Source organism: Roseovarius sp. D0-M9, assembly GCF_037083805.1.
In the GTDB taxonomy this organism is placed as follows: Bacteria; Pseudomonadota; Alphaproteobacteria; order Rhodobacterales; family Rhodobacteraceae; genus Roseovarius.
Map to the genome: position 1 here is coordinate 16,006 of NZ_JBAPKZ010000016.1, position 25,485 is coordinate 41,490.

Annotated in this window: 18 protein-coding genes; 11 read left to right on the top strand and 7 right to left on the bottom strand. The window is 64.8% G+C overall.

The window, feature by feature from the left end; all coding sequences use genetic code 11:
* Positions 1–25: 25 nt before the first annotated feature.
* Complete coding sequence (locus V8352_RS11815) at positions 26–433, bottom strand: hypothetical protein (protein WP_336424497.1); 408 nt, start codon at positions 431–433, stop codon at positions 26–28.
* Positions 434–933: 500 nt separating this feature from the next.
* Positions 934–3,234: an adenosylcobalamin-dependent ribonucleoside-diphosphate reductase gene (locus V8352_RS11820; RefSeq protein WP_336424498.1), complete on the bottom strand. Its 2,301-nt coding sequence runs from the start codon at positions 3,232–3,234 to the stop codon at positions 934–936.
* A gap of 293 nt (positions 3,235–3,527) precedes the next feature.
* On the opposite strand from V8352_RS11820, the gene V8352_RS11825 reads away from it, so the two are divergent.
* Positions 3,528–3,962: a DUF1489 family protein gene (locus V8352_RS11825; protein WP_336424499.1), complete on the top strand. Its 435-nt coding sequence runs from the start codon at positions 3,528–3,530 to the stop codon at positions 3,960–3,962.
* A gap of 304 nt (positions 3,963–4,266) precedes the next feature.
* On the top strand, positions 4,267–4,860 hold the full coding sequence (locus V8352_RS11830; RefSeq protein WP_336424500.1) for an outer membrane protein: 594 nt from the start codon (positions 4,267–4,269) through the stop codon (positions 4,858–4,860).
* Between the two features lie 114 nt (positions 4,861–4,974).
* Here V8352_RS11830 and hisG read toward each other — a convergent pair whose 3' ends face one another.
* The 3 genes from hisG to hisS are packed head-to-tail and all read right to left on the bottom strand — an operon-like array spanning position 4,975 to position 8,266.
* Positions 4,975–5,670 carry an ATP phosphoribosyltransferase gene (gene hisG, locus V8352_RS11835; RefSeq protein ID WP_336424501.1) on the bottom strand — a complete coding sequence of 232 codons (696 nt, stop codon included), beginning with the start codon at positions 5,668–5,670 and terminating at the stop codon, positions 4,975–4,977.
* Positions 5,667–6,782, bottom strand: coding sequence for an ATP phosphoribosyltransferase regulatory subunit (locus V8352_RS11840; RefSeq protein ID WP_336424502.1), 1,116 nt, complete (start codon positions 6,780–6,782; stop codon positions 5,667–5,669). The genes hisG and V8352_RS11840 overlap by 4 nt, the downstream gene beginning before the upstream one ends.
* Entirely contained in the window at positions 6,779–8,266 is a 1,488-nt protein-coding gene (gene hisS / locus V8352_RS11845; protein ID WP_336424503.1) for a histidine--tRNA ligase, read from the bottom strand. Before hisS ends, V8352_RS11840 begins: the two co-directional genes overlap by 4 nt.
* A gap of 180 nt (positions 8,267–8,446) precedes the next feature.
* Here hisS and V8352_RS11850 point away from each other — a divergent pair, with 180 nt between their 5' ends.
* A complete protein-coding gene (locus V8352_RS11850; protein ID WP_336424504.1) occupies positions 8,447–8,641 on the top strand; it encodes a SlyX family protein in 195 nt (64 codons plus the stop codon).
* A 43-nt stretch (positions 8,642–8,684) separates the two neighbouring features.
* Here V8352_RS11850 and dnaE read toward each other — a convergent pair whose 3' ends face one another.
* The gene (dnaE, locus tag V8352_RS11855; RefSeq protein WP_336424505.1) at positions 8,685–12,212 is read right to left on the bottom strand and encodes a DNA polymerase III subunit alpha; all 3,528 of its coding nucleotides are present in this window, start codon (positions 12,210–12,212) and stop codon (positions 8,685–8,687) included.
* Between the two features lie 160 nt (positions 12,213–12,372).
* Between dnaE and V8352_RS11860 the strand changes: the two genes are divergently transcribed.
* Entirely contained in the window at positions 12,373–13,053 is a 681-nt protein-coding gene (locus tag V8352_RS11860; protein ID WP_336424506.1) for a DUF938 domain-containing protein, read from the top strand.
* Here V8352_RS11860 and V8352_RS11865 read toward each other — a convergent pair.
* Positions 13,041–14,705: an amidohydrolase gene (locus tag V8352_RS11865; RefSeq protein WP_336424507.1), complete on the bottom strand. Its 1,665-nt coding sequence runs from the start codon at positions 14,703–14,705 to the stop codon at positions 13,041–13,043. The genes V8352_RS11860 and V8352_RS11865 overlap by 13 nt on opposite strands.
* A gap of 236 nt (positions 14,706–14,941) precedes the next feature.
* Between V8352_RS11865 and V8352_RS11870 the strand changes: the two genes are divergently transcribed.
* From V8352_RS11870 to V8352_RS11900, 7 genes are all read left to right on the top strand, one after another.
* A complete protein-coding gene (locus V8352_RS11870; protein WP_442971021.1) occupies positions 14,942–16,048 on the top strand; it encodes an ABC transporter ATP-binding protein in 1,107 nt (368 codons plus the stop codon).
* Positions 16,048–17,028, top strand: a complete 981-nt coding sequence (locus V8352_RS11875) for an ABC transporter permease (protein WP_336424508.1) — start codon at positions 16,048–16,050, stop codon at positions 17,026–17,028. Before V8352_RS11870 ends, V8352_RS11875 begins: the two co-directional genes overlap by 1 nt.
* Positions 17,029–17,098: 70 nt before the next feature.
* Complete coding sequence (locus V8352_RS11880) at positions 17,099–17,893, top strand: ABC transporter permease (protein WP_336424560.1); 795 nt, start codon at positions 17,099–17,101, stop codon at positions 17,891–17,893.
* 37 nt (positions 17,894–17,930) lie between these two features.
* Complete coding sequence (locus V8352_RS11885; protein WP_336424509.1) at positions 17,931–18,965, top strand: extracellular solute-binding protein; 1,035 nt, start codon at positions 17,931–17,933, stop codon at positions 18,963–18,965.
* 83 nt (positions 18,966–19,048) lie between these two features.
* A complete protein-coding gene (locus V8352_RS11890) occupies positions 19,049–20,401 on the top strand; it encodes a serine hydrolase domain-containing protein (protein ID WP_336424510.1) in 1,353 nt (450 codons plus the stop codon).
* Between the two features lie 114 nt (positions 20,402–20,515).
* Complete coding sequence (gene sbcD / locus V8352_RS11895) at positions 20,516–21,730, top strand: exonuclease subunit SbcD (RefSeq protein WP_336424511.1); 1,215 nt, start codon at positions 20,516–20,518, stop codon at positions 21,728–21,730.
* Between the two features lie 3 nt (positions 21,731–21,733).
* Positions 21,734–25,465 (top strand): AAA family ATPase, encoded by a 3,732-nt coding sequence (locus V8352_RS11900; RefSeq protein WP_336424512.1) that lies wholly within the window; start codon positions 21,734–21,736, stop codon positions 25,463–25,465.
* Positions 25,466–25,485 lie beyond the last annotated feature (20 nt).

Sequence of the window (25,485 nt, forward strand, 5' to 3'; positions counted from 1 at the left end):
TCAAGCGGGACCGGCCGTGTCTTATTCACGCAACCTTCGTAGAGGGGGTCGCACTGATGCCGCTCCCAAGAGCGGGCTCTTCACCAGAAATCTGCAAAAGAAGCCTTTGCAGGTTTTCTGCGAGCAAACAGATTTCCTCGACGACAGGAGAGGAAGGATGGATTTCCGAGAACAGCCCGCTCTCAATTCGCTCGGGATCGCCAACATTTTCCAAAGTGAGCAACCGATGCAGATCGACCAGCTGGCGGCGTTGCGCCACGGTCAGGCGTCGCGCATGAAGAACAGATTCGCACAACAGGAAAACGCGGGCACTCGCACCGCCTCCCCCGAGCAAATGAGCCGCTTTGGCCAACGCCGTTCCGTAAGTACTCAGGAACTTGCGCACATGTTTGAGATCCAATCCAGCAGAGATGTCGATGTGGTGGTAGGTCATGGGGGATACCCTTTTTCAGGCTGCACCAAAGCGGCAGCGTCAAGACGCCCGTTTTCCTCCTTTCAGATAGGCGACATGGCCGGACACACTGTTGCAGCAGCACGTTCCGGGTCCGGCCAGTATCAAACATTTCTTATTTTCAGGCCCCGTCGGATTTCCCGATCCTGCGCGGCCTCACAAGAAGGCCGCTCAGGATAGGGAAAGCAGAGGGAGCGCAGGATACCACGAATTTCATCATCTTCATGGCATCCAGATCAAACAGCCCAGACGGCATTTTAGACCACCCACTCCGTTGGCCAATAATTTTTCAGCCGCGAATCCTAACAAAGAACCCACCAAAGAGGTCGACAGCTTCCAAAACCCCGCCAAGACGGCGCTCGTCTAAAGCTTAGCGTTTTCAGCTGTTTAAAACATTTGGCAAAATTAGACCAACCTCGTGGCAAACCAAAACCACGATTTTGGCATAACTACGCCTGCTTCGACAGAGGCGTCATTGCCCCTCACCCGCATTTCGAATGTCCGCAACTGGCGCAGGTCATGCAGCCCTCGATCATGCGCATCGCGTAGTCGCCGCACGCGGGGCAGGCCGCGCCGCGTCCGGCGCCAAGGTTGACGACCTCTGCCGTCGGATCGGCCCTTAGGCCCAGCCCCTCGCCCGCAAGGAAGCCGGTGCGCACCATGTGTTGCTCGAGGATGCCGCCGATCGCCGCAAGGATGGACGGCACGTATTTGCCCTGCATCCAGGCGCCGCCGCGCGGATCAAACACCGCCTTCAGCTCTTCGACGACAAAACTGACGTCACCGCCGCGCCGGAACACCGCCGATATCATCCGCGTCAGCGCGACCGTCCAGGCGAAATGCTCCATGTTCTTGGAGTTGATGAACACCTCGAAGGGGCGCCGCCGCCCGCCGAGGATGACGTCGTTGACGGTAATGTAGATGGCGTGATTGCTATCGGGCCATTTCAGCTTGTAGGTCATGCCCTCCAGCTCGGTCGGGCGATCCAGAGGCTCGGACATGTAGAGGATCTCGGCGCCGTCGCCGGCGCGCGACTGGGCCTGTTCGGGCGCCTCGCCCGGCGCCACATCGGCGGTCTCGCTGACCGTCAGCACCGAACCGGTGACGTCATTGGGCCGGTAGGTCGTGCAGCCTTTGCAGCCGCTTTCCCAAGCTTGCATATAGACATCCTTGAACGCGGCAAAGCTGATGTCCTCGGGGCAGTTGATCGTCTTGGATATGCTGCTGTCGACCCATTTCTGCGCGGCGGCCTGCATGCGCACATGATCTGCGGGCGCCAGCGTCTGGGCGTTGACGAAATGATCGGGCAGCGGGGCGTCACCAAAGCGGTCGCGCCACATCTGCACCGCGTAATCGACGACTTCCTCCTCGGTGCGCGTGCCGTCTTTTTGCAGCACCTTGCGGGTATAGCTATAGGCGAAGACCGGCTCGATCCCGCTGCTGACGTTGCCTGCATAGAGGCTGATGGTGCCGGTTGGCGCGATCGAGGTGAGCAGGGCGTTGCGGATGCCATGCTTGCCCACGGCGGCGCGCACGTCCTCGTCCATGCCCTGCATCGTGCCACTGGCAAGGTAGGCGTCGGCCTCGAAGAGGGGGAACGCGCCTTTCTCCTTGGCCAGATCGACGGAGGCGAGATAAGCCGCCCGTGCAATCGCCTTCAGCCAGGCTTCGGTCTGTGCGGCCGCCGCGTCCGAGCCATAGCGAAGGCCCACCATCAACAGTGCATCGGCAAGGCCCGTGACACCGAGGCCGATCCGGCGCTTGGCCTGCGCCTCGGCTTCCTGCTGCTCCAACGGGAACTGGCTGGTATCGACGACGTTATCCATCATCCGCACCGCCACAGCCACCAGATCCGCCAGTGCGGACGCGTCCAGCGCGGCGCCCTCCCCGAAAGGATCGCTCACCAGCCGCGCCATGTTGATGCTGCCCAACAGGCACGCGCCATAGGGGGGCAAAGGCTGTTCACCGCAGGGGTTGGTTGCGGATATGGTCTCGCAATAGGCAAGATTATTGGCCGCATTGATCCGGTCGATAAAGATCACGCCCGGCTCGGCATAATCATAGGTTGCCTGCATGATCGTGTTCCACAGATCACGCGCCTCGACGGTGCGATAGACCTTGCCGCCGAACTCCAGATCCCAAGGGCCATCCGCCTCGACGGCCGCCATGAAGGGGTCGGTCACCAGAACGCTCAGGTTGAAATTACGCAGCCGGGCGGGATCGCTCTTGGCGGCGATGAAATCCTCGATATCGGGGTGATCGCAGCGCATCGTTGCCATCATCGCGCCCCGGCGCGCGCCCGCGCTCATGATGGTGCGGCACATCGCATCCCACACATCCATGAAACTCAGCGGCCCGCTTGCGTCCGCGCCCACACCCTTGACCAGCGCACCGCGCGGGCGAATGGTCGAAAAATCATAGCCGATGCCGCCGCCCTGCTGCATGGTCAGTGCCGCCTCGCGCAGCGCGTCGAAGATGCCGCCCATGTCGTCGGGCACGGTGCCCATCACAAAGCAGTTGAACAGCGTTACCTTTCGCTCGGTCCCGGCCCCTGCCGTGATGCGCCCGGCCGGCAGGAATTTGAAATCCTCCAGCGCCGCATAGAATCGCTCTTCCCATTTATCCGGCTCCGCTTCGGGCGCGGCGAGGGCGCGCGCGACGCGGCGCCAGCTATCCTCGACCGAGGCGTCCCCCTGCCCCTTTGCCATCTGGCCTTCCGCAGGCTGGAACCGATATTTCATGTTCCATATCTGTTCGGAAATGGGGGCAGCAAAACGGCTCATGATGATGAACTCCGGCGGATTATCGTGGAATGGATTGAAGGCGAGCGTTCACATTACGCACGCCGCCCGATCCGGTCAACGGCTCTGGCCCGCGCAGCGCCCCTGCCCCGGCGTTAATCGCCCCCGCATATCAATCCGCAACAGCCGCCACTTTTTCTTGGCCCAGATACCCGAACTCCCGCGGCCAGCCATGTGCGCGACCACCAGATTGGTTTGACTCGGGCGCATTTTGCACTGGGCGTATTGAACATGGAGGCATTGAACATCTCGCGCAGCGCCATAGAATGACGGTCATGGCACCCGCACCCCTAAACCTCATCAAGCTCAGCGTCGGATCGGACAGCATCGAAAGCATGGTGGCATGGCAGGCGTCACGCCGCGCGCAGGGTGCCGACGGGCTGCCGCGCCACGTCACCCGCATGTGGCCAAGGCGCGAAGCCGAATTGCTGGAGGGCGGCTCGATCTACTGGGTCATCCAAGGCGTGCTCCAATGCCGCCAGAAGATTCTGCGCCTCGATGAGGTCATCGGCGCCGACGGCATCCGCCGCTGCGCCATCGTGCTGGACCCAGAGGTTGTGCGCACCGCGACAGCGCTGAAACGGCCCTTTCAGGGATGGCGATATCTGGCCGGCACAGATGCGCCTGCAGACATCAGTGGCCAGCGCGCGAATGAAGAGGCCCTCCCGCCGGGGTTGAGCGCCGCATTGGCGGACATTGGTGTGCTCTAAACGCAACAGTCGCAGATGCCTTCAGGTGCGCAGAATCACGGATTATCACGAAATCTGGCGTATTTTTGCCGACTGAAAGCCAGAGCCAAGCCCTTATTATAATGGCGAAAAACAGCCATTAACAGCATGTCTATCCGGAGATGAAATGAACTGGGCAGTTTACCGCCTATCAACATCACATTTTCTTGAAACCAATGCCTCGCGCAGATCGTTGCATCACGTAAGCCGATGCTAAATATGGGCTTAGAAGACACGTTAACGGTGAGTTTCACCAGCGTGTCTGAACACGAAGAAAGGACACAACATGAAATACCTCCTCTCCGCAGCAGCAGCCTCCGCCCTGATGGCAGGCACCGCGTTTGCTGGCAACATCGAGCCCGCACCCGCAGAGCCCGTCATCGCTCCGGCGCCGGCGCCCGTCTTCTCGTCCCCGAACTGGACCGGCTTCTACGCTGGTGGCCAGCTGGGTTACGCCAACATCGACACCGACATTGCCGGCGTTGATGGCGATGGCCTCATCGGTGGTCTGACCACCGGTTACGACTACGATCTGGGCAACTGGGTCGTCGGTGCTGGTCTGGACTACGACTGGACCGACGTCGGTCTGGGCAACGTTCCCGAAACCACTGTCGACAACGTCTTCCGCGCGAAACTGCGCGGCGGTTACAAGCTGGGCAACGGTCTGCTCTATGCAACCGGTGGCTATGCTATGGCTGAAACCAACAACCTCGGCGACGAAGACGGCTATTTCGTCGGCGCTGGCTATGAGCACCTCGTCACCGAGAACGTCTCGATCGGCGGCGAAGTCCTGTACCACGAGTTCGACGGCTTCAACACCGTTCCGGACACCAATGTCGAAGCAACCACGGCGCAAGTCCGCGCGACGTTCCGCTTCTAATCTGGTCGCTTCCAATCCGGCAGCCGGGCCACATGGCCAGGCATACCGACCAAACGACAAACGCGCGGCCCCACCGGGTCGCGCGTTTTTTTATGCCTGCATCGCCTCTGGCTTTCAGTCCACGCCCAGCTTGGAGACGAGCGCCGCCATGACGGCCCGCTCATCATCGCTCAGATTCACACGCCGCGCACGAAAGAGCGTTGCCTGACTGCGCAAGATCACCCCATCCTCAAGCAGTTTCAGATGGTTCGCCCGCAAGGTATCCCCCGTCGACGTGATGTCGGCAATCGCCTCGGCGGTCTCGTTCTTGACCGTGCCTTCCGTCGCGCCCTGACTGTCGACCAAGCGGTAATCGGCAACCCCGTTCTCGCGCAGAAAGTCACGCACGAGGCGATGATATTTGGTTGCGATGCGCAAACGGTGCCCATGCGCCTCGCGAAAGGCCGCGGCGACAGCGTCGAGATCATCGAGCGTGCCCACATCGACCCAGGCCTGCGGCACCGCCAGCACCAGATCCGCATGGCCAAAACCCAGCTCGGCCAATGGCTCGACGGTGTCCTCCCATGCGGCCAGAGTCTCGCACACCAGATCCAGGCCCGTCACGCCCAGATGAATACGCCCGGCAGCCAGCTCGCGCGGGATCTCGCCCGCCGATAGCAGCACCAACTCAACATCGCCCGCGCCCTCGACGATGCCCGCGTATTCCCGCTCGGACCCGGTCCGGCCCAGCGTCACGCCGCGCGCACCGAACCAGTCAAAGGTTTTCTCCATCAACCGCCCCTTGGAGGGCACGCCCAGTCGCACGCTCATGCGGCACCTCCTGCTTCTGCGGTCAGGCGCGCCACCAATCCGGGGCGGATCACACCGCCCACGGCGGGGATCTCGCGCCCCGCGCCCAGCCGGCGCGTCAGCGCATCATAGCGCCCGCCCGTAGCGATGGGCGGCAGATCCGGATGCGCGTCACTGGTAAAGCCAAAGACAAAGCCGTCGTAATATTCCATCTGCGCGCGCCCGTAAGATGTCTCGAACGGCAGCGCCGCCACATCGACGCCGCGCGCATCCATCGCGTCCAGCCGCGCGGCCAGCGCTGCGACCGCACCGCGCAGCGCAGGCATATCCACGGCGATATCGCGCAGCTGCTCAAGCGCATTGGGGCATGTCTCGCGCACGGCCAGCATCGCCGACAAAAGATCGACCTCGCCCTCCGCGATCGGCGCGGCCACGGCATCGGCGCGCAGCGCGTCTATTCGCGCGGCGATCTCAGATGCGCTGCGCAGGCCAATCAGCGGCCCCGCCTCGGCCATAGGATCCGCCGCGCCGAGCAGCGCGGCGCGGCTCGCCGGAACAGGCGCGCGGCCAGAAAACCGGTCGATCAGTGCCCGAAACCGGCGCGGGCGCCAGACATGACGGCGCAGCGCCGCCTTGCGCGCGTCCGTGGTGCCCAGCCCATCGATGGCAGCCATGAGAATCCCGATGTCGCCCGTCGCAGGCGTCAGGCCCAGCGGCGCAAGGATGTCTTGCATCAGGGCAAAGACCTCCGCATCCGCCTCTGCAGGGGCGGCGGCGCCCATCACCTCGTAGCCGACCTGAAAATACTCGCTGGCGCGGCGCGGATCATCCTCCTGCCGGCGAAACACCTCGCCAGAGTAGGTATAGCGCGCAGGCTCGGCCCCGCTGTCCATATGCATCTGCACGACCGGCACGGTGAAGTCCGGGCGCAGCATCTGCTCGCCCTTCAGCGGATCGGAGGTGACATAGGCGCGGGCGCGAATATCCTCGCCATAAAGGTCCAGCAGGACTTCGGCGGGCTGAAGGATGGTCGTCTCGACCACCTCGCCCCCTGCCGCCTCGAAGACCGCGCGCAGGCGCTTTGCCTCGGCGCGGACAGCGGCGCGGCTGGGCGATCCGGCAAGATCGCTCACGGCGCGCCTCCATCCAGTATTTCGCGCACCTTGGCGACCATATCCGCCCGTGGCACCTCATACTGGCTGGGCCGTTCCTTCCACTCCTCAAGGGTCGCGTTTTCGGCCATCTGCGCGCCCAGCACCAGATCCTTGATCTGCACCATGCCTGCCGCCTTCTCGTCGGCGCCTTCGATGATGGCCACGGGGCTGCCGCGTTTGTCGGCGTATTTCAACTGGTTGCCGAAGTTCTTGGGATTGCCGAGATAAACCTCCGCCCGGATGCCCGCCGCGCGCAGCTCGCCCACCATGGCCTGATAATCGGCCATGCGCGCACGGTCCATCACCGTCACGACAACTGGCCCCGGTGCCTCGCCGCCCGCGCGGCCCTGCGCCCGCAAGGCGGCAAGCAGGCGGTCGACCCCGATGCTGACCCCGGTCGCGGGCACGGCCTGCCCGGTGAAGCGCTTGACCAGATCGTCATAGCGCCCGCCCCCGGCGACGCTGCCGAACTGCCGCTTGGCGCCGTCCTCGTCCAGAATGTCGAAAGTCAATTCGGCCTCGAACACTGGGCCAGTGTAATAACCAAGGCCGCGCACCACGCTAGGGTCGATCTCGATACGGTCCGGGCCATAACCTTGCGCTGCGACCAGCGCCGCGATCTCTTCCAGCTCGTTCACGCCCTCGGCCCCGGTGGCCGATCCCTCGACCGCCCGGCGCAGGTTTGCCAGCGTCTCGTCTGCGCTCGCGCCCTTCGATGTCAGAAAGGCAATCACCGGCTCGGCCTGGCCCTCGCTCAGACCCACCCCGTCGATATAGGCCCCCGACGCATCGAGCCGCCCCTTGCCCAAAAGCTGGCGCACGCCCTCGCTGCCGACCTTGTCGAACTTGTCGATTGTCCGCAGCACTGCGTCCCGCTGGGCCTGATCGTCGAGCCCCATGACTTCCAGCACGCCGTTCAGAACCTTGCGGTTGTTGACGCGCACCACATAGTCGCCGCGCGCAATCCCCACGGTTTCAAGGCAATCGGCCAGCATCGCACAGATCTCGGCGTCGGCGGCCACACTGGGCGCGCCAACGGTATCCGCATCGCATTGATAGAACTGGCGAAACCGCCCCGGTCCCGGCTTCTCATTGCGCCAGACAGGCCCCATCGCATAGCGCCTATAGGGCGTCGGCAGCTCCTCCTTGTGCTGGGCATAGACCCGCGCCAGCGGCGCTGTCAGGTCATAGCGCAGCGCCAGCCAGTCACCGGGCTTTTCGCCCTCGTCCTCTTGCCAAGCAAAGACGCCTGCATTGGGCCGCTCGACATCGGGCAGGAACTTGCCCAGCGCCTCGACCGTCTCGACGGCCGAGCTGTCGAGCGCATCAAACCCGTAGTGATGATAGACGCGCGCAATCGCCTCCAGCATGGTGGCGCGCTCCACCACTTCTGCTCCAAAGTAATCGCGAAAGCCCTTGGGCGTCTGCGCCTTGGGGCGGGGCGTCTTTTTCTGCTTGGCCATCACATGATTTCCCGGCGCTGCCTCGATTGCTGCGCGGTCTAGCCCAAGCACCGCCCCCCGGCAAGCCGGGCACCGCGCCCAGCGCATCGCCCGCGTGTTTTTTCTTGGGAAATGCCTATCACCGGCGGCCATGCCGCGCCGCGCTTGACGCGGTGCCCGCGGGTCGCCACAAGGTGCGTCATGGAACGCCTCGAAGAACAGATCGCCCATCTCAGCCGCGCCGTCGATGATTTGTCGGACACGGTCGCGCGGCAGGACATCGAGATCGCCGTGCTGACGCGGCGCGTCGATATCCTCATGCGCCGCGAGGCCGAGCGCGAGGCCGATGGCGGCGGCTCCGTCACGCTGGGCAACGAGCGCCCGCCACACTACTGAGCATTACAAAAGCCCGAGTCCCGCTACATCCCGCGTGCCGGGCTCAGATATCCTGAACGTCCATAACGCCATCGAGGCTCTTGATCGCGCCCTTGATCTGCGGCGTCACTGGATAGTCGCGCCCCGCCGACAGCTCGACCTCACCGGGCAGCCCCTCGGCCATCAGGCAGAACCGGATCGGGCCGGGGCGCGCGGCGCGGGCGGCGTCAGCAGCGCCTTCGAGCACCCGCGCGACCGAGGCCACAGCCGAGGGCGCGTCGACAAAGATCATTAGCCCGAGGCTGCCCGCATCCGCGACAACCCCGTCGATGGGCGCCACGGATGTTGCCAGCAGCTTGAGCTGCTCGGACTCCATCGTCGCCTGCACGGTGACGACCACCTGCGCGCCCGTTTCAATATGCTCGCGGCATTTCTCAAGCGTTTCCGAGAACATCACGACCTCATAGCCGCCTGTCGTATCGCTTAGTTGAACAAAGGCGAAACGGTTTCCGCGCGCCGATTTGCGCTCCTGCCGGCCCGCAACAATGCCGGCCATCTTGACCACGCAAGGGGCGCGCGCCGCCTGCACCATGACCTCGTCCAACGTTTTCACCTGCTTGCGCTTCAGCGCCGCCATGTAATCGTCCAGCGGATGCCCCGAGAGGTAGAATCCGACCGCCTTGAACTCCTCGGTCAGCCGCTCGGCAGGCAGCCAGTCGTCGACGGGGGGCAGGCGCGGTTCGGGCAGATCCTCACCCGCCTCGCCAAAGAGCGAGACCTGCGCCGAATTCTTCTGATCGTGGATGGCAGCCGAGTAATTCATCAGCGGCTCGATGGCGTCAAAGACACGCCGCCGGTTGCGGTCGATCTCGTCGAACGCACCGGAGCGGGCCAGCATTTCGAGAGGCCGCTTGCCGATCCGCTTGATATCCACTCGGCGGGCGAAATCGTAAAGCGTGGCAAAGGGCTTGCCGCCCCCCGTCTCGCCTTGCGGGCCGTCGGCGCGGCCCTCCACAATCAGCTTCATCGCCTCGACGCCGACGTTTTTCAGCGCGCCGAGGCCATAATGCAGCACCCCGCCGCGCACGAGGAACTGTGCGCCCGAGCGGTTGACGCAGGGCGGCGCCCAAGGCAGCTCCAACCCCTTCTTCACTTCTTCGAAATAAACCGCCAGCTTGTCGGTGAGATGGATGTCGCAATTCATGACCCCGGCCATGAACTCGCTGGGATGGTTCGCTTTCAGCCATGCGGTCTGATAGCTGACCACCGCATAGGCCGCCGCGTGGGACTTGTTGAAGCCATAGTTGGCGAATTTGTCCAGAAGGTTCCAGACCTCCAGCGCCTTGTCGTCATCGACGCCGTTTTCCTTGGCGCCCGCGATGAACTTGGGTCGCTCGGCGTCCATCGCCGCCTGAATCTTCTTGCCCATCGCGCGGCGCAAAAGGTCGGCGCCGCCCAGGCTGTAGCCCGCCATTTCCTGCGCGATCTGCATCACCTGTTCCTGATAGACGATGATGCCTTGGGTCTCGTCGAGGATGTGGTCGATCGTCGGGTGCAGCGTGTCGCGCCCGGAAATCCCGTTCTTGACCTCGCAGAACTTCGGGATGTTCTCCATCGGGCCAGGCCGGTAGAGGGCGACCAGCGCGATGATGTCCTCGATGCAATCCGGCTTCATGCGCTTGAGCGCATCCATCATGCCCGAGCTTTCCACCTGAAACACCGCGACCGTCTTGGCCCGCGCATAAAGTGCATAGGTCTTGGCGTCGTCCAGCGGGATCTGGCCGATATCGTTCTCGGCGCCCTCGAACGGCTCGTAGATCGTGCTGCCATCGGCGGCGGTGTGCAGATCGCGCCCCTCGCCATGGATCTGCTGGATCGCGTTCTGGATCACCGTCAGCGTCTTGAGGCCCAGAAAGTCGAATTTGACCAGCCCTGCCTGCTCGACCCATTTCATGTTGAACTGGGTCGCGGGCATGTCCGAGCGTGGGTCTTGATAGAGCGGCACCAGCTCGTCCAGCGGGCGGTCGCCGATCACGACACCCGCCGCGTGGGTCGATGCGTTGCGCAGCAGCCCCTCGACCTGCATCCCGTATTTCAGCAGGCGGTCCACGACCTCCTCGTTCCTCGCCTCCTCGCGCAGGCGCTCTTCCTGAATCAGCGCCTGCTCGATGCTGACCGGCTTGACCCCTTCGACCGGGATCATCTTGCTGAGGCGATCGACCTGCCCGTATGGCATCTGCAAGACGCGCCCGATGTCACGCACAGCGGCCTTGGACAAAAGCGCACCAAAGGTGATGATCTGGCCCACGCGGTCGCGGCCATATTTTTCCTGCACGTATTGGATCACCTCCTCGCGGCGATCCATGCAGAAGTCGATGTCGAAGTCGGGCATGCTGACCCGCTCGGGATTGAGGAACCGCTCGAACAGCAGTGAATAACGCAAGGGGTCGAGGTCCGTGATGGTCAGCGCATAGGCCACAAGGCTGCCCGCGCCCGATCCACGCCCCGGACCGACCGGAATGTCGCGGTCCTTGCTCCATTTGATGAAGTCGGCAACGATCAGGAAATAGCCAGGAAATCCCATGCCCTCGATGATGCCCAGCTCGAACTCCAGCCGCTTTTCATACTCTTCCACGCTGACCGCATGGGGAATGACAGCCAGCCGCGCGGCCAGCCCTTCCTTGGCCTGCCTGCGCAGCTCGTCCACCTCGTCATCGGCGAACCTGGGCAGGATCGGATCGCGCCGATAGGCGGCAAAGGCGCAGCGGCGCGCGATTTCGACCGTGTTCTCGATTGCCTCGGGCAGATCGGCAAAGAGGGTCGCCATCTCGCCCGGCGTCTTGAAACTATGCTGCGGCGTCAGGCGGCGGCGCGGCGCGGATTGGTCAACATAGCTGCCCTCCGCCACGCAGAGCATGGCATCATGCGCCTCATACATCTTGGACTGCGGGAAATAGACATCGTTCGTGGCCACCAGCGGCAGGTCCATCGCATAGGCCATCTCGACATGGCCCCGCTCGGAGGCGGCCTCGGCCTCGGGCAGGCCATCCTCGCCCGGATGGCGCTGCAACTCGACATAAAGGCGGTCGCCATAGATCTCGGCCAACTGGCGCATCAGCGCCTCGGCGGCGTCCCGCTGCCCCGCGCGCAGCTGGCGGCCAACAGGACCGTCCGGGCCGCCTGTGAGACATATCAGCCCTCCTGCATTCTCGGCCAACTCGCGCCGCGTCACATGCGGCAGCGATCCGTCGCCGCGCAGGTAGAGGCAGGTATTGAGCTTCATCAGGTGCTCATACCCCTCCTCGTTCTGGGTCAGAAGGACGATGGGCGCAGGCGCGGCGGGGCGCTCGCCGGGGGCCACGTCGATGTATTCCAGATCAATCTGGCATCCCATGATCGGCTGAATACCCGCATCAGCCGCCGAAACGGCAAATTCCAGCGCGGCGAACATGTTGTTCGTGTCGGTGACGGCCACGGCGGGCATGCCTGCCTCCCGGCACAGTCCCGGCAGTTTTTTCAGGCGCACGGCCCCTTCCAAGAGGGAATATTCGCTGTGAACGCGCAAGTGAATGAATCGGTGGGGGGTGCTCATCAGGTCACTTTAGGCGAGGGCCGCGCGCACTGCCAGAGGACTTGCAGAGCAATTGGCACCCTGTCGCCGCGTCACCCGCCATTGCGCCACTGCCCAACCCGGCGCGTGACAGGCGCGCAGAATTTTGGCACTCTTTGGCCTTGACCTGAAAGGGACGCCCATGCCCCAGCGCACGCATCTTCCCCCGACTGCATCACTGGCCGAGCCCGATCCGTCCAATACGGGCCTTTCCGATACGGGCTCAAGCGCACGCCTCATCGCGCCATCGGCCGAGCGCAACGCAGCAGTGATCGCCGAAATGCTGGCCGTACACGGCCCGCATGAGGGCCGCGCGCTGGAATTGGCCAGCGGCACCGGTCAGCATATCGTCGCCTTCGCCGCCCACCTGCCACATGTCGACTGGCAACCGAGCGACATCGACCCCACCCGCCGCGCCAGCGTCGATGCATGGGCCAGCGCGGCCAACATCCGCCCTGCCATCGCCCTTGATGCCACTGCATCCGGATGGGGGGCCGAGCACGAGGGGCAGGACATGATCGTGCTGGTCAATCTGATGCACCTCATCAGCGAGCGTGAGGCGCATATCCTGCTGCACGAGGTGGCCGTCGCACTGAGACCCGGCGGGTTTTTCGCGCTATACGGCCCCTTTTTGCGCGACGGGTGCACGGTTTCGGATGCCGATGCCAGTTTTGACGCCAGCCTGCGCGCCAGCGACCCCGAGATCGGCTACAAGGATGCCGAGGCGATCAAGCGCTGGATGCGCGATGCGGGTCTGCACCCGCTCGAACCGTTGCCTATGCCCTCGAACAACCTGATGTTCCTTGCCCATCATCCGCTATAGGTGATGGCCCCGCCGCAGATCGTGACCATGGCGCGGGCGGCATGGATCTGCTCTGGCTCGCACGCCTCCAGATCGCGGTCCATCACCACCACATCGCCCATCTGGCCCGGCGCAAGCTGACCCTTGCGGCCCTCGTTGAATTCCACCCATGCGTTGCCACTGGTGTAGGAGGCCAGCGTATCCATCAGCGATTGGGGCCGCACATCCCATGGCGCGCCGGGCTGCATCGGCGCGATGGCGCACTGGATATTGCGCATCACATCGACCGGCACCACCGGCCAGTCGGTCGAGAAGATCACCGGCGCGCCCGTGTCGCGAATCCGCTGCCATGCGAACGCGTATGGGTATTGATCGTCGTGCAGGATGGTGCCCTGCGGGATCAGCGGAAAATAGTCGCCCAGCGCCGAGTGACGCGGCTGGAGCGAGGCAACGGCACCGAGTTGCGCGATGCGCGGCAGGTCGTCGGGATGGATCACCTCGATATGCTCGATCCGGTGACGCGAATCGCGCACACCGTTCTTGGTGCGGGCAGCGGCATAGCCATCAAGGGTGCGCCGCGTCGCCAGATCGCCAATGGAATGGACGCTGATTTGCAAGCCCATCGCATCGGCGCGGATGCACGCCTCGTTGAAATGGTCAGGCTCAAAAACAGGCTCGCCCACCGTTTCGGTGCCGGGATAGGGCCGCGTCATCAGCGCGGTATGCGTGTCGATCACCCCGTCCATGAACATCTTGATCCGGCCCGACCAGACACGATCGCCGGTGTAGAGGCGCTTCATCTCGGCGGCCTCCTCCAACCGATCGAGCGGGTCGTAGTTCTTGAGGTGAAAGGGCACCTGCATCCGGCAGTGCAGATCGCCAGACGCCTCCAGATCGCTCAGCAGTTCCAGCTGATAGAAGTTGCCGTCCATGTTGTGCATCGTCGTGATGCCATGGCGCGCCGCATGGGCCAGCCCCTTGGCGATCAGGCGGCGGTCGGCGGCGCGCTCGGCCTCGGTGGCGGGCGGCTCGGGCTCGGCGCCGGTGACATAGCCCAGCATGTCGCGCCCGCCCGTCCGGCTGAGCTTGAGCACGGGGCCGAACGCCCCCGTCTCCTGCAATTCGCCCGTGGCATTGCCGCCGGCCTCCATCACGATCACGCTGCCTTCGGGCACCGGCGCGCCATGCAAGAGGCCCGCCTGCCGCAGCGCCATCGTGTTGGCCCAGAGCGTATGGATGTCGGGCGACAGCAGCGCCAGCGGGCGGTCCGACAGAATCGCGTCCAGATCGTGGCGCGTCGGATTGCGCCCGCCGATCAGGCCGTAGGCCGTGCTGGTGCCAAGGATCATCGGCTCATCGGGGTTTGCGTCGGCGTAGGCGCGGATGGTGCGCGCAGCGTCTTCGGCACTGGCCACACCCTCCATCGCCATGAATTCAAGCGCGGCGGAGCCCTGAAAAAGATGCACGTGGCTGTCGATGAAGCCGGGCATGACCGTGCCGCCCGCCGCGTCGATCACTTTCGCGCCGGGCGCAGCCAACTCGCGGATCTCCTCGGTGGTGCCCACGGCAAGGATCGCGCCGCCTGCCAGTGCCACCGCCTCGGCGCGAGGCGCGCCCGCATCCATCGTCAGAACCTTGCCATTCAGGATCACCAGATCCGCGTTTCGTGCCATGCCGAGCCTCATTTTGCAGTGCGGGCAGCGCCCGCAGATCATACCATTCTATGGGGCTAACTTGGGCTATAGCGCTGCGTGCGTAAATACCCGGCGTCGCCACCGGGCGAGGCCACGCTCAGGAACAATCAAACGCGAAGGGGTATTTACCTTTCCGTTCGCCGCGCCCTAGTCTGAGCGAAAGCCTTGGGTGAGGAATCGCGCCCAAGGTCATGAAAAAAGGGAAATGACTCCGAATGGGACAAGAGGCCAGCATAGCCGAAGAGGCATCCACCGACCCGAATGACGTGATGGTTCACGCCGGAAGCGTCACCAAAACCTTCGGTCAGGGCGCCGGAAAGATTACTGCGCTGGACGCGGTATCCGTCGATATTCGCAAGAACGAGTTTTTCACACTTCTGGGTCCCTCGGGATGCGGCAAGACGACCCTCTTGCGCCTCATCGCCGGGTTCGAGCTGCCGGACGAAGGCCAGATCCTGCTCGACGGGCAGGAAATCGGGCATCTGCCCCCCTACAAGCGGCCTGTGAACACCGTCTTTCAGTCCTATGCACTCTTTCCGCACATGAGCGTCGCTCGCAACATCGGCTTTGGCCTCGAGATGCAGGGCCGTCCCAAGTCCGAGATCAAGGAGGCGGTCGAGCGCATGCTGGCGCTGGTGCAGATGGAGCATCTCGCGGACCGCCGCACAGATCAGCTCTCGGGCGGGCAGCAGCAGCGCGTGGCGTTGGCCCGCGCCCTCGCGCCGCGTCCCAAGGTGCTCCTGCTGGACGAGCCGTTGTCGGCGCTGGACCTCAAGCTGCGCAAGGAAATGCAGATCGAGCTCAAGCGCCTGCAAAGCGAGACGGGCATTACCTTTGTCTTTGTGACACACGATCAGGACGAGGCGCTGACGATGTCGGACCGCATCGCGGTAATGAAGTCAGGCGCCATTTTGCAGGTGGGCCGCCCCAAGGAGATCTACAACAACCCCGCCCGCCGCTTCGTTGCGGATTTCATTGGCGATATCAACATTCTGGACGGCGATCTTACGGATAATGGCGCGCACGTCATCCTGCCCAGCGGCGTGCAGGTTGGTGCGCTTCTGGCCGAAGGGGCCGCCCGCGAGGGGCGCGTTTCTGTTGCGGTCCGGCCCGAGAACATGGGCCTGACGGAGCCGGGTGCGCCCGACGCCGCGCTCAAGGGCCGCGTCAGCAACATCGTCTATTTCGGCGCCGGGCATAACATTCATGTCGAGCTTGACGGCGGCGGCGAAGTTCTGGTGCGCCGCGCCCAGACCAACGCCCAACTGGGCAGCGAAGTGGGCCTGACGGTGCCGGACACCGTTCAGGTACTGGTGGACTGATGACAGATATCTCATCCTCTCCGCAAAAGGGCGCCGGGCAGACCGATGCCGCCCGAACGGCCGCCCGCCTTGCCGAGGCGCGCGCAGAGCTGGAGGGCGCGGCACGGCGCCGCCGCTGGGGGCTTCTGGCTCCGGGCCTCATCGCCATCGGCCTCTTTGGCATTTTTCCGCTATCCATCACGCTGATCTACTCGTTTCTCAGCCCCGGCACCTATGGTGGGGTCACCTGGGAGTTTTCCACTGACGCCTACGTTCAATTCCTCTTTCAACGCGACATCTTTGACGACACGCTGGAGTTCACGGGAACATACTTGAGCATCTATGGCCGCTCGATCGGGCTGGCCTTCGGGGCCACGGTCGGCGCGCTCATCATCGGCTTTCCAACCGCGTATTTCATCGCCTCCAAGCCGCTGGAGCAGCGCAATTTCTGGCTGTTCCTCATCACGCTGCCCTTCTGGGTCAACCTCTTGATCCGCACCTACGCGATCTTGCTCATCATCCGCGACGAGGGGTTCATCAATCTCGGCCTGATGTCGGCGGGGGTGACCGACGGACCCATCGGCATGCTCTATACCGATTACGCGATCTTTGCGGGCCTCATCTACAGCTATCTGCCCTTCATGGTTCTGCCCCTCTACGCCTCGCTTGAAAAGCTGGATTTCCGCCTCGTCGAGGCCGCCTATGACCTTTATGCCAGCCGCTTGAAGGTGCTGCGCCATGTCATCATCCCGATGGCCAAACCGGGCATCGTGGCGGGCTGTATCCTTGTCTTCATCCCCGGCCTCGGCGCCTATATCACGCCAGAGCTGCTGGGCGGCGGCAAGGAACTGATGATCGGCAATCTCATCGCGCTGCAATTCAGCGGCTCGCGCAACTGGCCCTTCGGCTCGGCTGCGGCGCTGATCCTGATGGTCGTCGTCCTCGTGTCGCTGATCGTCTATGTGCGCTACTCGGGCAAGGAGGCCAATGGTCATGGCTGATACCCCAATCAGAACTCCCGCCACCGAGGCAAGCCCCGATCCCGCCGAGCCGCGCCGCCGGCGCCGCAAGATGAAGGATCTGCGCAAGCAGCCCGGATTTGATACGCTGGCGTGGATCTGCCTCTTTTTCCTCTATGCGCCCATCGTCGTGCTGATCGTGTTTTCGTTCAACGACAACCGCTCGGTCGTGAAATGGACGGAATTCAGCCTGCGCTGGTATCAGGCCGCGTTTGAAAATGACGGCATCCGCAAGGCGACGGTCGTGTCGTTTCAGGTGGCAGCCGTCGCCACGGTCTTTTCGACCACCTTCGCCACGATGGCGGCTTTGGCAACGACACGCGTGCGCCCCTTTCGCGGGCAGACCCTGGCCTATGCGGTCATCAACCAGCCGCTGATGGTGCCCGAGATCGTCACCGCTGTCGCCACGCTGGCCCTTTTTGGCATCATCAAGCAAGCGACGGGCCTCACGGGCATCGGCTATCTGATGCTGGCCCATACGGTGTTCTGCATCCCCTTCGCCTATATGCCCATCCGCGCGCGTCTGGAGGATATGAACCTCACGCTGGAGCAGGCGGCGGCAGACCTCTACGCTACACCGTTTCAAGTGTTTCGGCGGGTCACCATGCCGCTGATGGCACCGGGTATCGTGGCGGGGGCCATGCTGGCCTTCGTGGTCTCGCTGGATGATGTCATCATCACCCTGCTGGTGGCCGGACCGGGCGAAACGACACTGCCGGTCTATATCCTCGGCCAGATCCGCCGCGGAATCACCCCTGAAATCAACGCCGTCTCGACGGTCCTTTTGGGCCTGTCAGTGGTGCTGGTCTCGATCTTCTTTCTGATCGGGAACAAAAAGCGGGCATGAGGCCCGCGACAAAGTCAACCAACCGGAGGACAATCCTATGACGACATATCACAAGCAGACGACTGCGATTCTCGCCGCCGCCGTCGCCCTCGCCGGCCCCGCATGGGCCGAGGGCGAGCTGAACATCTACAACTGGGGCAACTACACCAACCCCGAGCTGATCGAGAAATTCGAAGAGGAATTCGATGTCGAGGTCAATCTCGACGGCTATGACAGCAACGAGATCCTGCTGGCAAAAGTCCGCGAGGGGAACACCGGCTACGATATCGTCGTGCCCAGCGACTCGACCGCCCAGATCATGATCGAGCAGGGCCTCCTCGCAGAGGTCAAGCCGAACGAGATGGAGAATTTCAGCAACATGGATCCCCAGTGGATCGACGTCTATTGGGATGAGGGCCGCAACTACACCGTGCCGTGGCAGTGGGGCACCACGTCCTTTACCGTGGACACAGAAGTGTTTGACGGCGATATCGACACGCTGGCGCTGATGTTCGAACCCCCAGAGGAACTGCAGGGCCGCATTAACATGCTCAGCGACATGCCCGAGGTGATCAACGCCGCGCTGCGGTATCGCGGCTACGAGCGCTGCAACAGCAACACCGATGAGCTGCGCGACATCACCGAGCTTTTGACAGCCGCCAAAGAGCATTGGCGCACGATGGACTACGCCACTATCGAAAAGTTGACTTCGGGTGATGTGGACCTCAGCCAGACATGGAACGGCGCGGCCCTGCGCGCGCGCGACCAGCGCCCGACGCTGGAATATGCCTATCCCGTCGAGGGCTTTACTGGCTGGATGGACAACGCTGCCGTTCTGGCCGACGCGCCCAACATGGAAAACGCCAAGCTTTTCATGAACTTCATCATGGAGCCTGAGAACGCAGCGTTGATTTCGGACTTTGCGAAATATGCAAACGGCATCTCGGGCAGCGAGGAATTCATGGACGACCAGCTCAAGAACGCGCCCGAAATCGTCATGCCAGCCGGTGCGCCGACGCCTGACTTCGTCAAGCCCTGCCCGCAGGAAGTGACGGATATGTACAACCGCATCTGGACGCGGCTGAAGCAATAAGGCACTGCACGCAGGGTGGGGCGCATACTGGCGCCCCACCCTTTTTCGTGTCCGCACGTCCCAATTCCAAGGATCCTTTCCGCATGACGCCCCCCAACGCCGCTTCTCCCAAGGGCACGGTTGCACACGCACCTGCTGCCGCCGCACCCGCAGCGGCGGCCCTCCACCCCGCTGCTGCGCAGGGCGCCGTTCCGCCTGCCCCAGCGTCCGCGCCGCGCGCGGCGCCCGCGCAGCCAGCGCCGACAGCGCGCGACCACGGCATCATGCAAGGCTTTCCGCCCGCCCCCGAAGCGATCCCCGGCGCCAGCAACTGGGATCTGCCCCCGTTCAACCGCTGGTCGTTCTGCAACATGCGCAATCTCTTTCCGACCGCAGACGTGCAGCGTGGCACCGGCCCCGTGCGCACCCTGCCCTCGGCCCAGCAAGAGCTGCGCGCCATCCGCTTTCCCACGCTCGCAGGGACGCAGCAAACCGTCGGCGACTGGCTTGGCAGCAGCTATACCGATGGCTTCATGGTGATGAGCCGGGGCCGGGTTGTCCATGAAAGCTACCACAACAACATGGCCTCGCATCAGCTGCACCTGTCGCAGTCGGTGGCCAAATCGGTGGTCGGCACTCTGGCGGGTGTGATGCATGGCGAGGGCCTTGTGGATCTCGACACGCCGATGCCCCGCCTCGTGCCCGAGCTGGCCCATTCCGGCTATGCAGGCGCAACGCTGCGCCACGTGCTCGACATGCGCTCGGGCGTGCGTTTCAACGAGGATTACGGCACGCCCGGCTCGGACATGACGCGCATCGACATCGCCAGCGGCTGGCGCCCCACCGAAGGCGGCCATCCGCCCGCCACGATCCGCGACGTGATCCTGTCCCTGCCGCAAGAGCGCGGCCATGGCGAGGATTTCCACTATCGCTCGATCGAGACGGATGTGGTCGCCTGGGCGCTCGAACGGGCGGCAGGCGCATCGCTGGCCGATCTTCTGTCAGATCGCATCTGGTCGCGCATGGGCGCCGAGCGGGACGCCTATTTCACCGTCGATGGCGCCGGAACCGCGCTCGCCGATGGGGGCTTCAACGCGACGATGCGTGACTACGCGCGCATTGGCCTTCTCCTCCTTGAGGGGGGCGCATGGAACGGCGATCAGATCGTGCCCGAGGACTGGATCCGCGCCAGCGCATCGGGCGACCGCGCCGTCTTTGGCGAGCCCTATACCGCCACCTCGCCCAAAGGTGCCTATAGCCGGCAATGGTGGGTCCACGATGCGGCGCGCGGCGATTTCATGGCGCGCGGCGTCTTTGGCCAGCTGATCTATCTGGACCCGAAAACCGAGTTTCTGGCCGTCAAACTGTCCAGCTGGCCCGATTTCCTGATCCACAGCTATACGGTCGACATGCTCAGCGCCGTGACCACCATCCGCGACGCGCTGTCGCCCAGCTAAGACGCCCTGTTTTTAGGCCCTGTTTCGAGGCCCTGATGATTGCAGCGCCCCGCGCGCCCTGCCACAGTCGGCCGGGCGCGCCGGGCATCGCGCGACGTTTCTGAAGGCGGGACCATGCGCATCATCCACACCGCAGACTGGCACCTCGGGCACAGCCTCAACGGCTGGGGCCGCGAAGAGGAGCATCGCCTCTATTTCCAGCGCCTCGCAGATGTGATCGAGCGAGAAGAGGCCGATGTCCTGCTGGTCGCAGGCGACGTATTTGACAGCTCCAACCCCTCGGGCGAGGTGCAGGGCCTGCTTTATGATGCGCTGGCCGAGTTCAAGCGCCGCCGTCCCGGCCTGACCACCATCATCAGCGGCGGCAATCACGACCCGGCCCAACGCCTCGAGGCACCGATGCCGGTGCTGCGGGCCATGGATGTGCATGTGGTTGCCACCGTCCGCCGCAGCGAGGGGCAGATCGACATCGCGCGCCATCTGTTCGGTGTCGGCGGCACCGAGGGCGCGCCCGCGCTCTACGTCCTTGCGATCCCCTTCCTGCGCGCCTCGGACCTCACCGGGCTGAATGCCGAAGGCGCCGATCCGGTGGTGGATGCCGCCAGCCGCTTTTACGCCGAGATCACCGCAGAGGCGCAAAAGGTTGTGGGGGACGCCCCCCTCATCGCCACCAGCCATCTGCATTGCACAGGCGGGCTGGAGAGCGAGGGCGCCGAACGGCGCATCCTGATCGGGGGCGCGCACGCCCTGCCGCCCAGCGTATTTCCCGAGTGTCTGGCCTATGTCGCGCTGGGGCATCTGCACGGGCAGCAGACGCTCAAGGGCGGGCGGGCGCGCTATTCGGGCGCGTGCTTTCCGCTGTCGTCCTCGGAAATCCGGCACGACCAAGGCGTCACCCTGATCGAGATGGAGGGCGCCACAGCCACGCATCGCCACATCTCGATCACGCGCCCTGCCGAGGTGCTGCGCGTTCCCGCCAGCGGCACGATCGACATCACCGATCTGCCCGCCGCGCTGGCGCACGTCACCTATGATCCCGCGCTGCCGATGGGCCTGCGCCCCCTCGTCTACATCGAGATCGCGCCGACCGATGCCGCCTCGGTCCTCATGACAGATGCCGCACGCCTCGTCGCCGAACGGGGGCTGCGCCTGGGCGGCGCGCGGGTGCAGCGCAAGCGCGACCCGCAGGCCCCCGCGCCCGCGCCGGTCTCAAGCCTGCGCGAGACGGACCCCGAGACACTTTTCACGGCGGCCTATGAGGACAAGAACGGGATTGCGCCGGAGGCGCGCCACATCAGCGCCTTTCGCGACATCGTGGCCGGAGAGTAGCGCATGGACATCCTGCAAATCCGGGGCGAGAATATCGCCAGCCTCGCGCGCGCCTTCGACATCCGCCTCGATGCGCCGCCCCTCCTTGGTGCGGGGCTATTTGCCATCACCGGCCCCACCGGATCGGGCAAATCCAGCCTCCTTGATGCCATGTGCCTTGCGCTTTACGGCGATTGCCCGCGCCTTGGCAGCGCGGGCGTCAGCGACACTGTGCCCGATGTCAGCGGCGAGATGCTGCAATCGTCGGACGCGCGCACCATCCTCAGGCGCGGCGCGGCCTCGGGCCATGCCACAGTGCGTTTTGTCGCGCGCGACGGCGCGGAATACGAGGCCAGTTGGTCGGTCCGGCGCGCTTACGGCAAATCCTCGGCCAAGCTGCAAAGCGTGGACCGCAGCGTCACACGGCTCAGCGATGGCAAAATCCTGGAAAACCAGACGCGCGCGGTGAACGAGCGCATCGTGGCTCTCACAGGGCTGACCTACGACGAATTCCGGCGCTCGGTGCTGCTGGCGCAGGGCGATTTCGACAGCTTTCTCAGCGCCAGAACGTCCGAGCGCGCGGCGATCCTCGAAAAAGTCACCGGAACCGGGCTGTATCGTGACATCTCAAAGCGCGTCTTTGCCGCCCATGCCGCCGCCGAACGCAAGGTGCAGGACCTCGAAACGAAGCTGGGCGAGCATAACGTGCTCAGCGACGAGGCGCGCGCGGAGCTGCAGGCGCAGATGGACCGCCTGACCGCAGAGCGCGCCAAGGCCCGGATCGCCATCGCCGCGACGCAGCAGGGTATCGAGCGTCACGAGGCGCTGGAGGGCGCGCGCCTGCGCAGCGCGCAGGCCGCCGAAGCCCTGAGCGAAGCCACCGCCATTTGGGCCGCGCGGCAGGGCGATGTGGCGCAGCTGGCCCGGCTGGAGCGCGCGGCAGGAATACGCGCCGAGCATACCGAACTGACGCGCGCACAAGAGGCAGAGGCCGAGGCACGCGGCATCGAGGCCGCGCAGGCAGAGGCAGCGACGCTAGCAGAGGCAGCTCTCTTCACAGCCGAAGCCGACCTCGCGCGCCACCGCGCGGCGCATGACCAGATCGAGGCGCGCTTTGCCGAACTGGGCAAGATATGGGACCGAGCCGCAGCCCTCGACGTTCAGGTCGAGCAGGCGATGGTCGAGGAAGGCAAGGCGAAGGACGCATATGAAGCCAGCCACGCCGAAGCAAAGGCCGCGCAGGCAGCGCTGGAGGAGGCGACCCGGCTGCGCGCGGGTCTCGACGCGCAGATGGCGCCGCTGCGCACCCAAATCGAGGCTGACCCGCAGGGCGATGCCCTGATCGCGGCCTGGCCCGTATTGAGCGACCGGATCGAACGGCGCATCGCGGCTTGCGCTGCCGGCGCCAAGGCCCGCACGCGGCACGCCGAGCTGCGCGGCCAGATGCAGGGCGCGCAGGCGCGCAAGGCCGCCATCGCCGAGGCGCTGGAAAAGGCCCGCACCCGAACCGCAGCGATCGAGGCCGAGGCGCTGGCCCGCACCCCTCGCCGCGATGCCTTGCACGCCAAGGCCCCGGCCCAGCGTCTGGCCCGGCTGGAGCGCAGTGCGAGCGCGGTGCGCAATCTGCGCGCCCTGGCGCGCCAATACATCGAGGAGGCGGGCCACGCCGACGCCCATCTGCGGGGCCAAGAGGCGGCGCGCAACATCATCACGGCCAGCGAGGCGGCGCAGACCGAAGCGCAAGAGGAGCGCACCCGCGCCGAGGCGCAGATCGCAGCGCTTGAGGCGCCGGCGGGTCTGGCCGAGGCGGCGCTGTCTGCCGAGGCACACGCGCTGCGCCTGCATCTTGTGGATGGCCAGCCCTGCCCTGTCTGCCACGCGCGGGCGCACCCTGTGCACGACGACAGCGCCACGCGCACCCTCGCCGAAGATCTGCGAGCCAAGCTGAACGCAGCGCGCACTGCCTTGCGCCGCGCCGTCACCGCGCAGGAGGCCAGCGCGGCACGCGCCGATCAGGCGCAGGGTGATCTTGCCCAGCTTGGGCAGCGGCATCAAAGCGCGCTGGACCTCTTGCGCGGAATCGAGGCTGAGTATGCCCGCGCCTGTGAGGCCGAGGCAGAAGGGCCGATTGCAGATCGCATTCCGCCTGCGCCGGCTGACGCCGGGCCAGACCTTGATGCCCTTGCGCAGACGCTGGCCGGATGGCAGGCCAGCCTTGAGGCTGAGCTGGCCGAGCTTGAAGCGCTGGATGCGCAAGCGCAGGCCGATGAGGCGCAACTGACCGAATGCGCCCGCGAGATGCGCGCCCTCGAACGTGAGCGCGCCGAGATCAATGAGGCGGGCGGCGAGGCGCAAAGGCATCTGGATGCCGCCGCCTCGGAGGTGGACACGCAGGCACGCACGCGGGAGGATCTGGATGCCGCCCTGAGCCGCGATTTCGCGGATCTGGGCCTAAGCTGGGACAGCTTCGATGCCGAGGGCGCGGCGAATCTGGCCGATCTTGCCCAGCGCAAGGATGCCCATGCGGCGGCGCGGGACGCGCTCCAATCGCTCGCAGAAGAAAAACGCGCGGCAGAGCGCGCCGTCGAGACGGCGCAGGCGCATCATGAGACCCTGCAAAAGGCCGCTGCCGAGCTTGAGGCCGCATGGCGAGAGCGACAGAGCACGCGCGAGACCGCCGAGGCCCAGCGCGCCGCGCTTCTGGGCGGCGAGGAAACATCCTCGCATAGAACCGCCTTCAACCAGCGCCGCAAGGCGGCACAGGACGCCAAGGAGGCTGCCACCGAGGCGCATGGCGCCGCCGCGTCGGCCCTCTCGGGCGCGAAGGCCAGCCATAGCGCGGCAACCCGCGCACTGACCGAGGCGACCGCGCGCACCGCCAAGGCCGAGGCCGCGCTCAGCGCCGCGCTGGCGCGCGCGGGCCTTGAGCCTGCCGAGGCAAAGGAGTTGCTGGGCTGGAGCGCTGAGAGCGCAAGCGCCCTGAGCGACGCGGTAGAGGCGGCAAGGGACGCCCTCGTGAGGGCTCAGCAAAGCGCCGAGAACCGGAAGGCGGATCTGGCCGAATTGGAAAAGGCGGGTGTGCCCGAAACACCCCTGCCCGATCTTCGGCAAACGCTTGAGGCGCAGAAGGCCGAGGAGACCCAGCGCGTCGAGGATCAGACGACGATCCGAAACCGCCAGCAGGCCGACCGCGAGACCCGCGCGCGCATGGCCGATATCGCCGCCAGGATCACCGCCGCCAAGGCCGACTGCGATACACTGGCCGCCATCAACGACACGATCGGCTCGGCCAGCGGCGACCGCTTTGCGACCATCGCGCAGGAGGTCACGCTGGCCCTTCTGGTCGAGCAGGCCAACCATCACCTTGCGGACATCAAGCCGCGCTACCGGCTGGCGCGCGGTCAGGGCAAGCTGTCGCTGCATGTGGTCGACGAGGATATGGCGGGCGAGATCCGCTCGACCCGCAGCCTGTCGGGGGGCGAGCGGTTTCTCGTGTCGCTGGCGCTTGCGCTCGCGCTGGGGGCCGTGGGCGGCTCGGGCACGATATCGGGCACGCTCTTTATCGACGAAGGCTTCGGCACGCTGGACGCGGGCAGCCTCGACATGGCGATCGACGCGCTCGAGGCGCTTCAGGCACAGGGGCGCATGATCGGCGTCATAAGCCACGTTCAGGCAATGCAGGACCGCATCCCGGTGCAGATCCAGATCAAGTCACGCGGCGCGGGCGCCAGCGAAATGGTGCTGCGCGCCGATTAATGCCTCATGGCCCCTCCCGA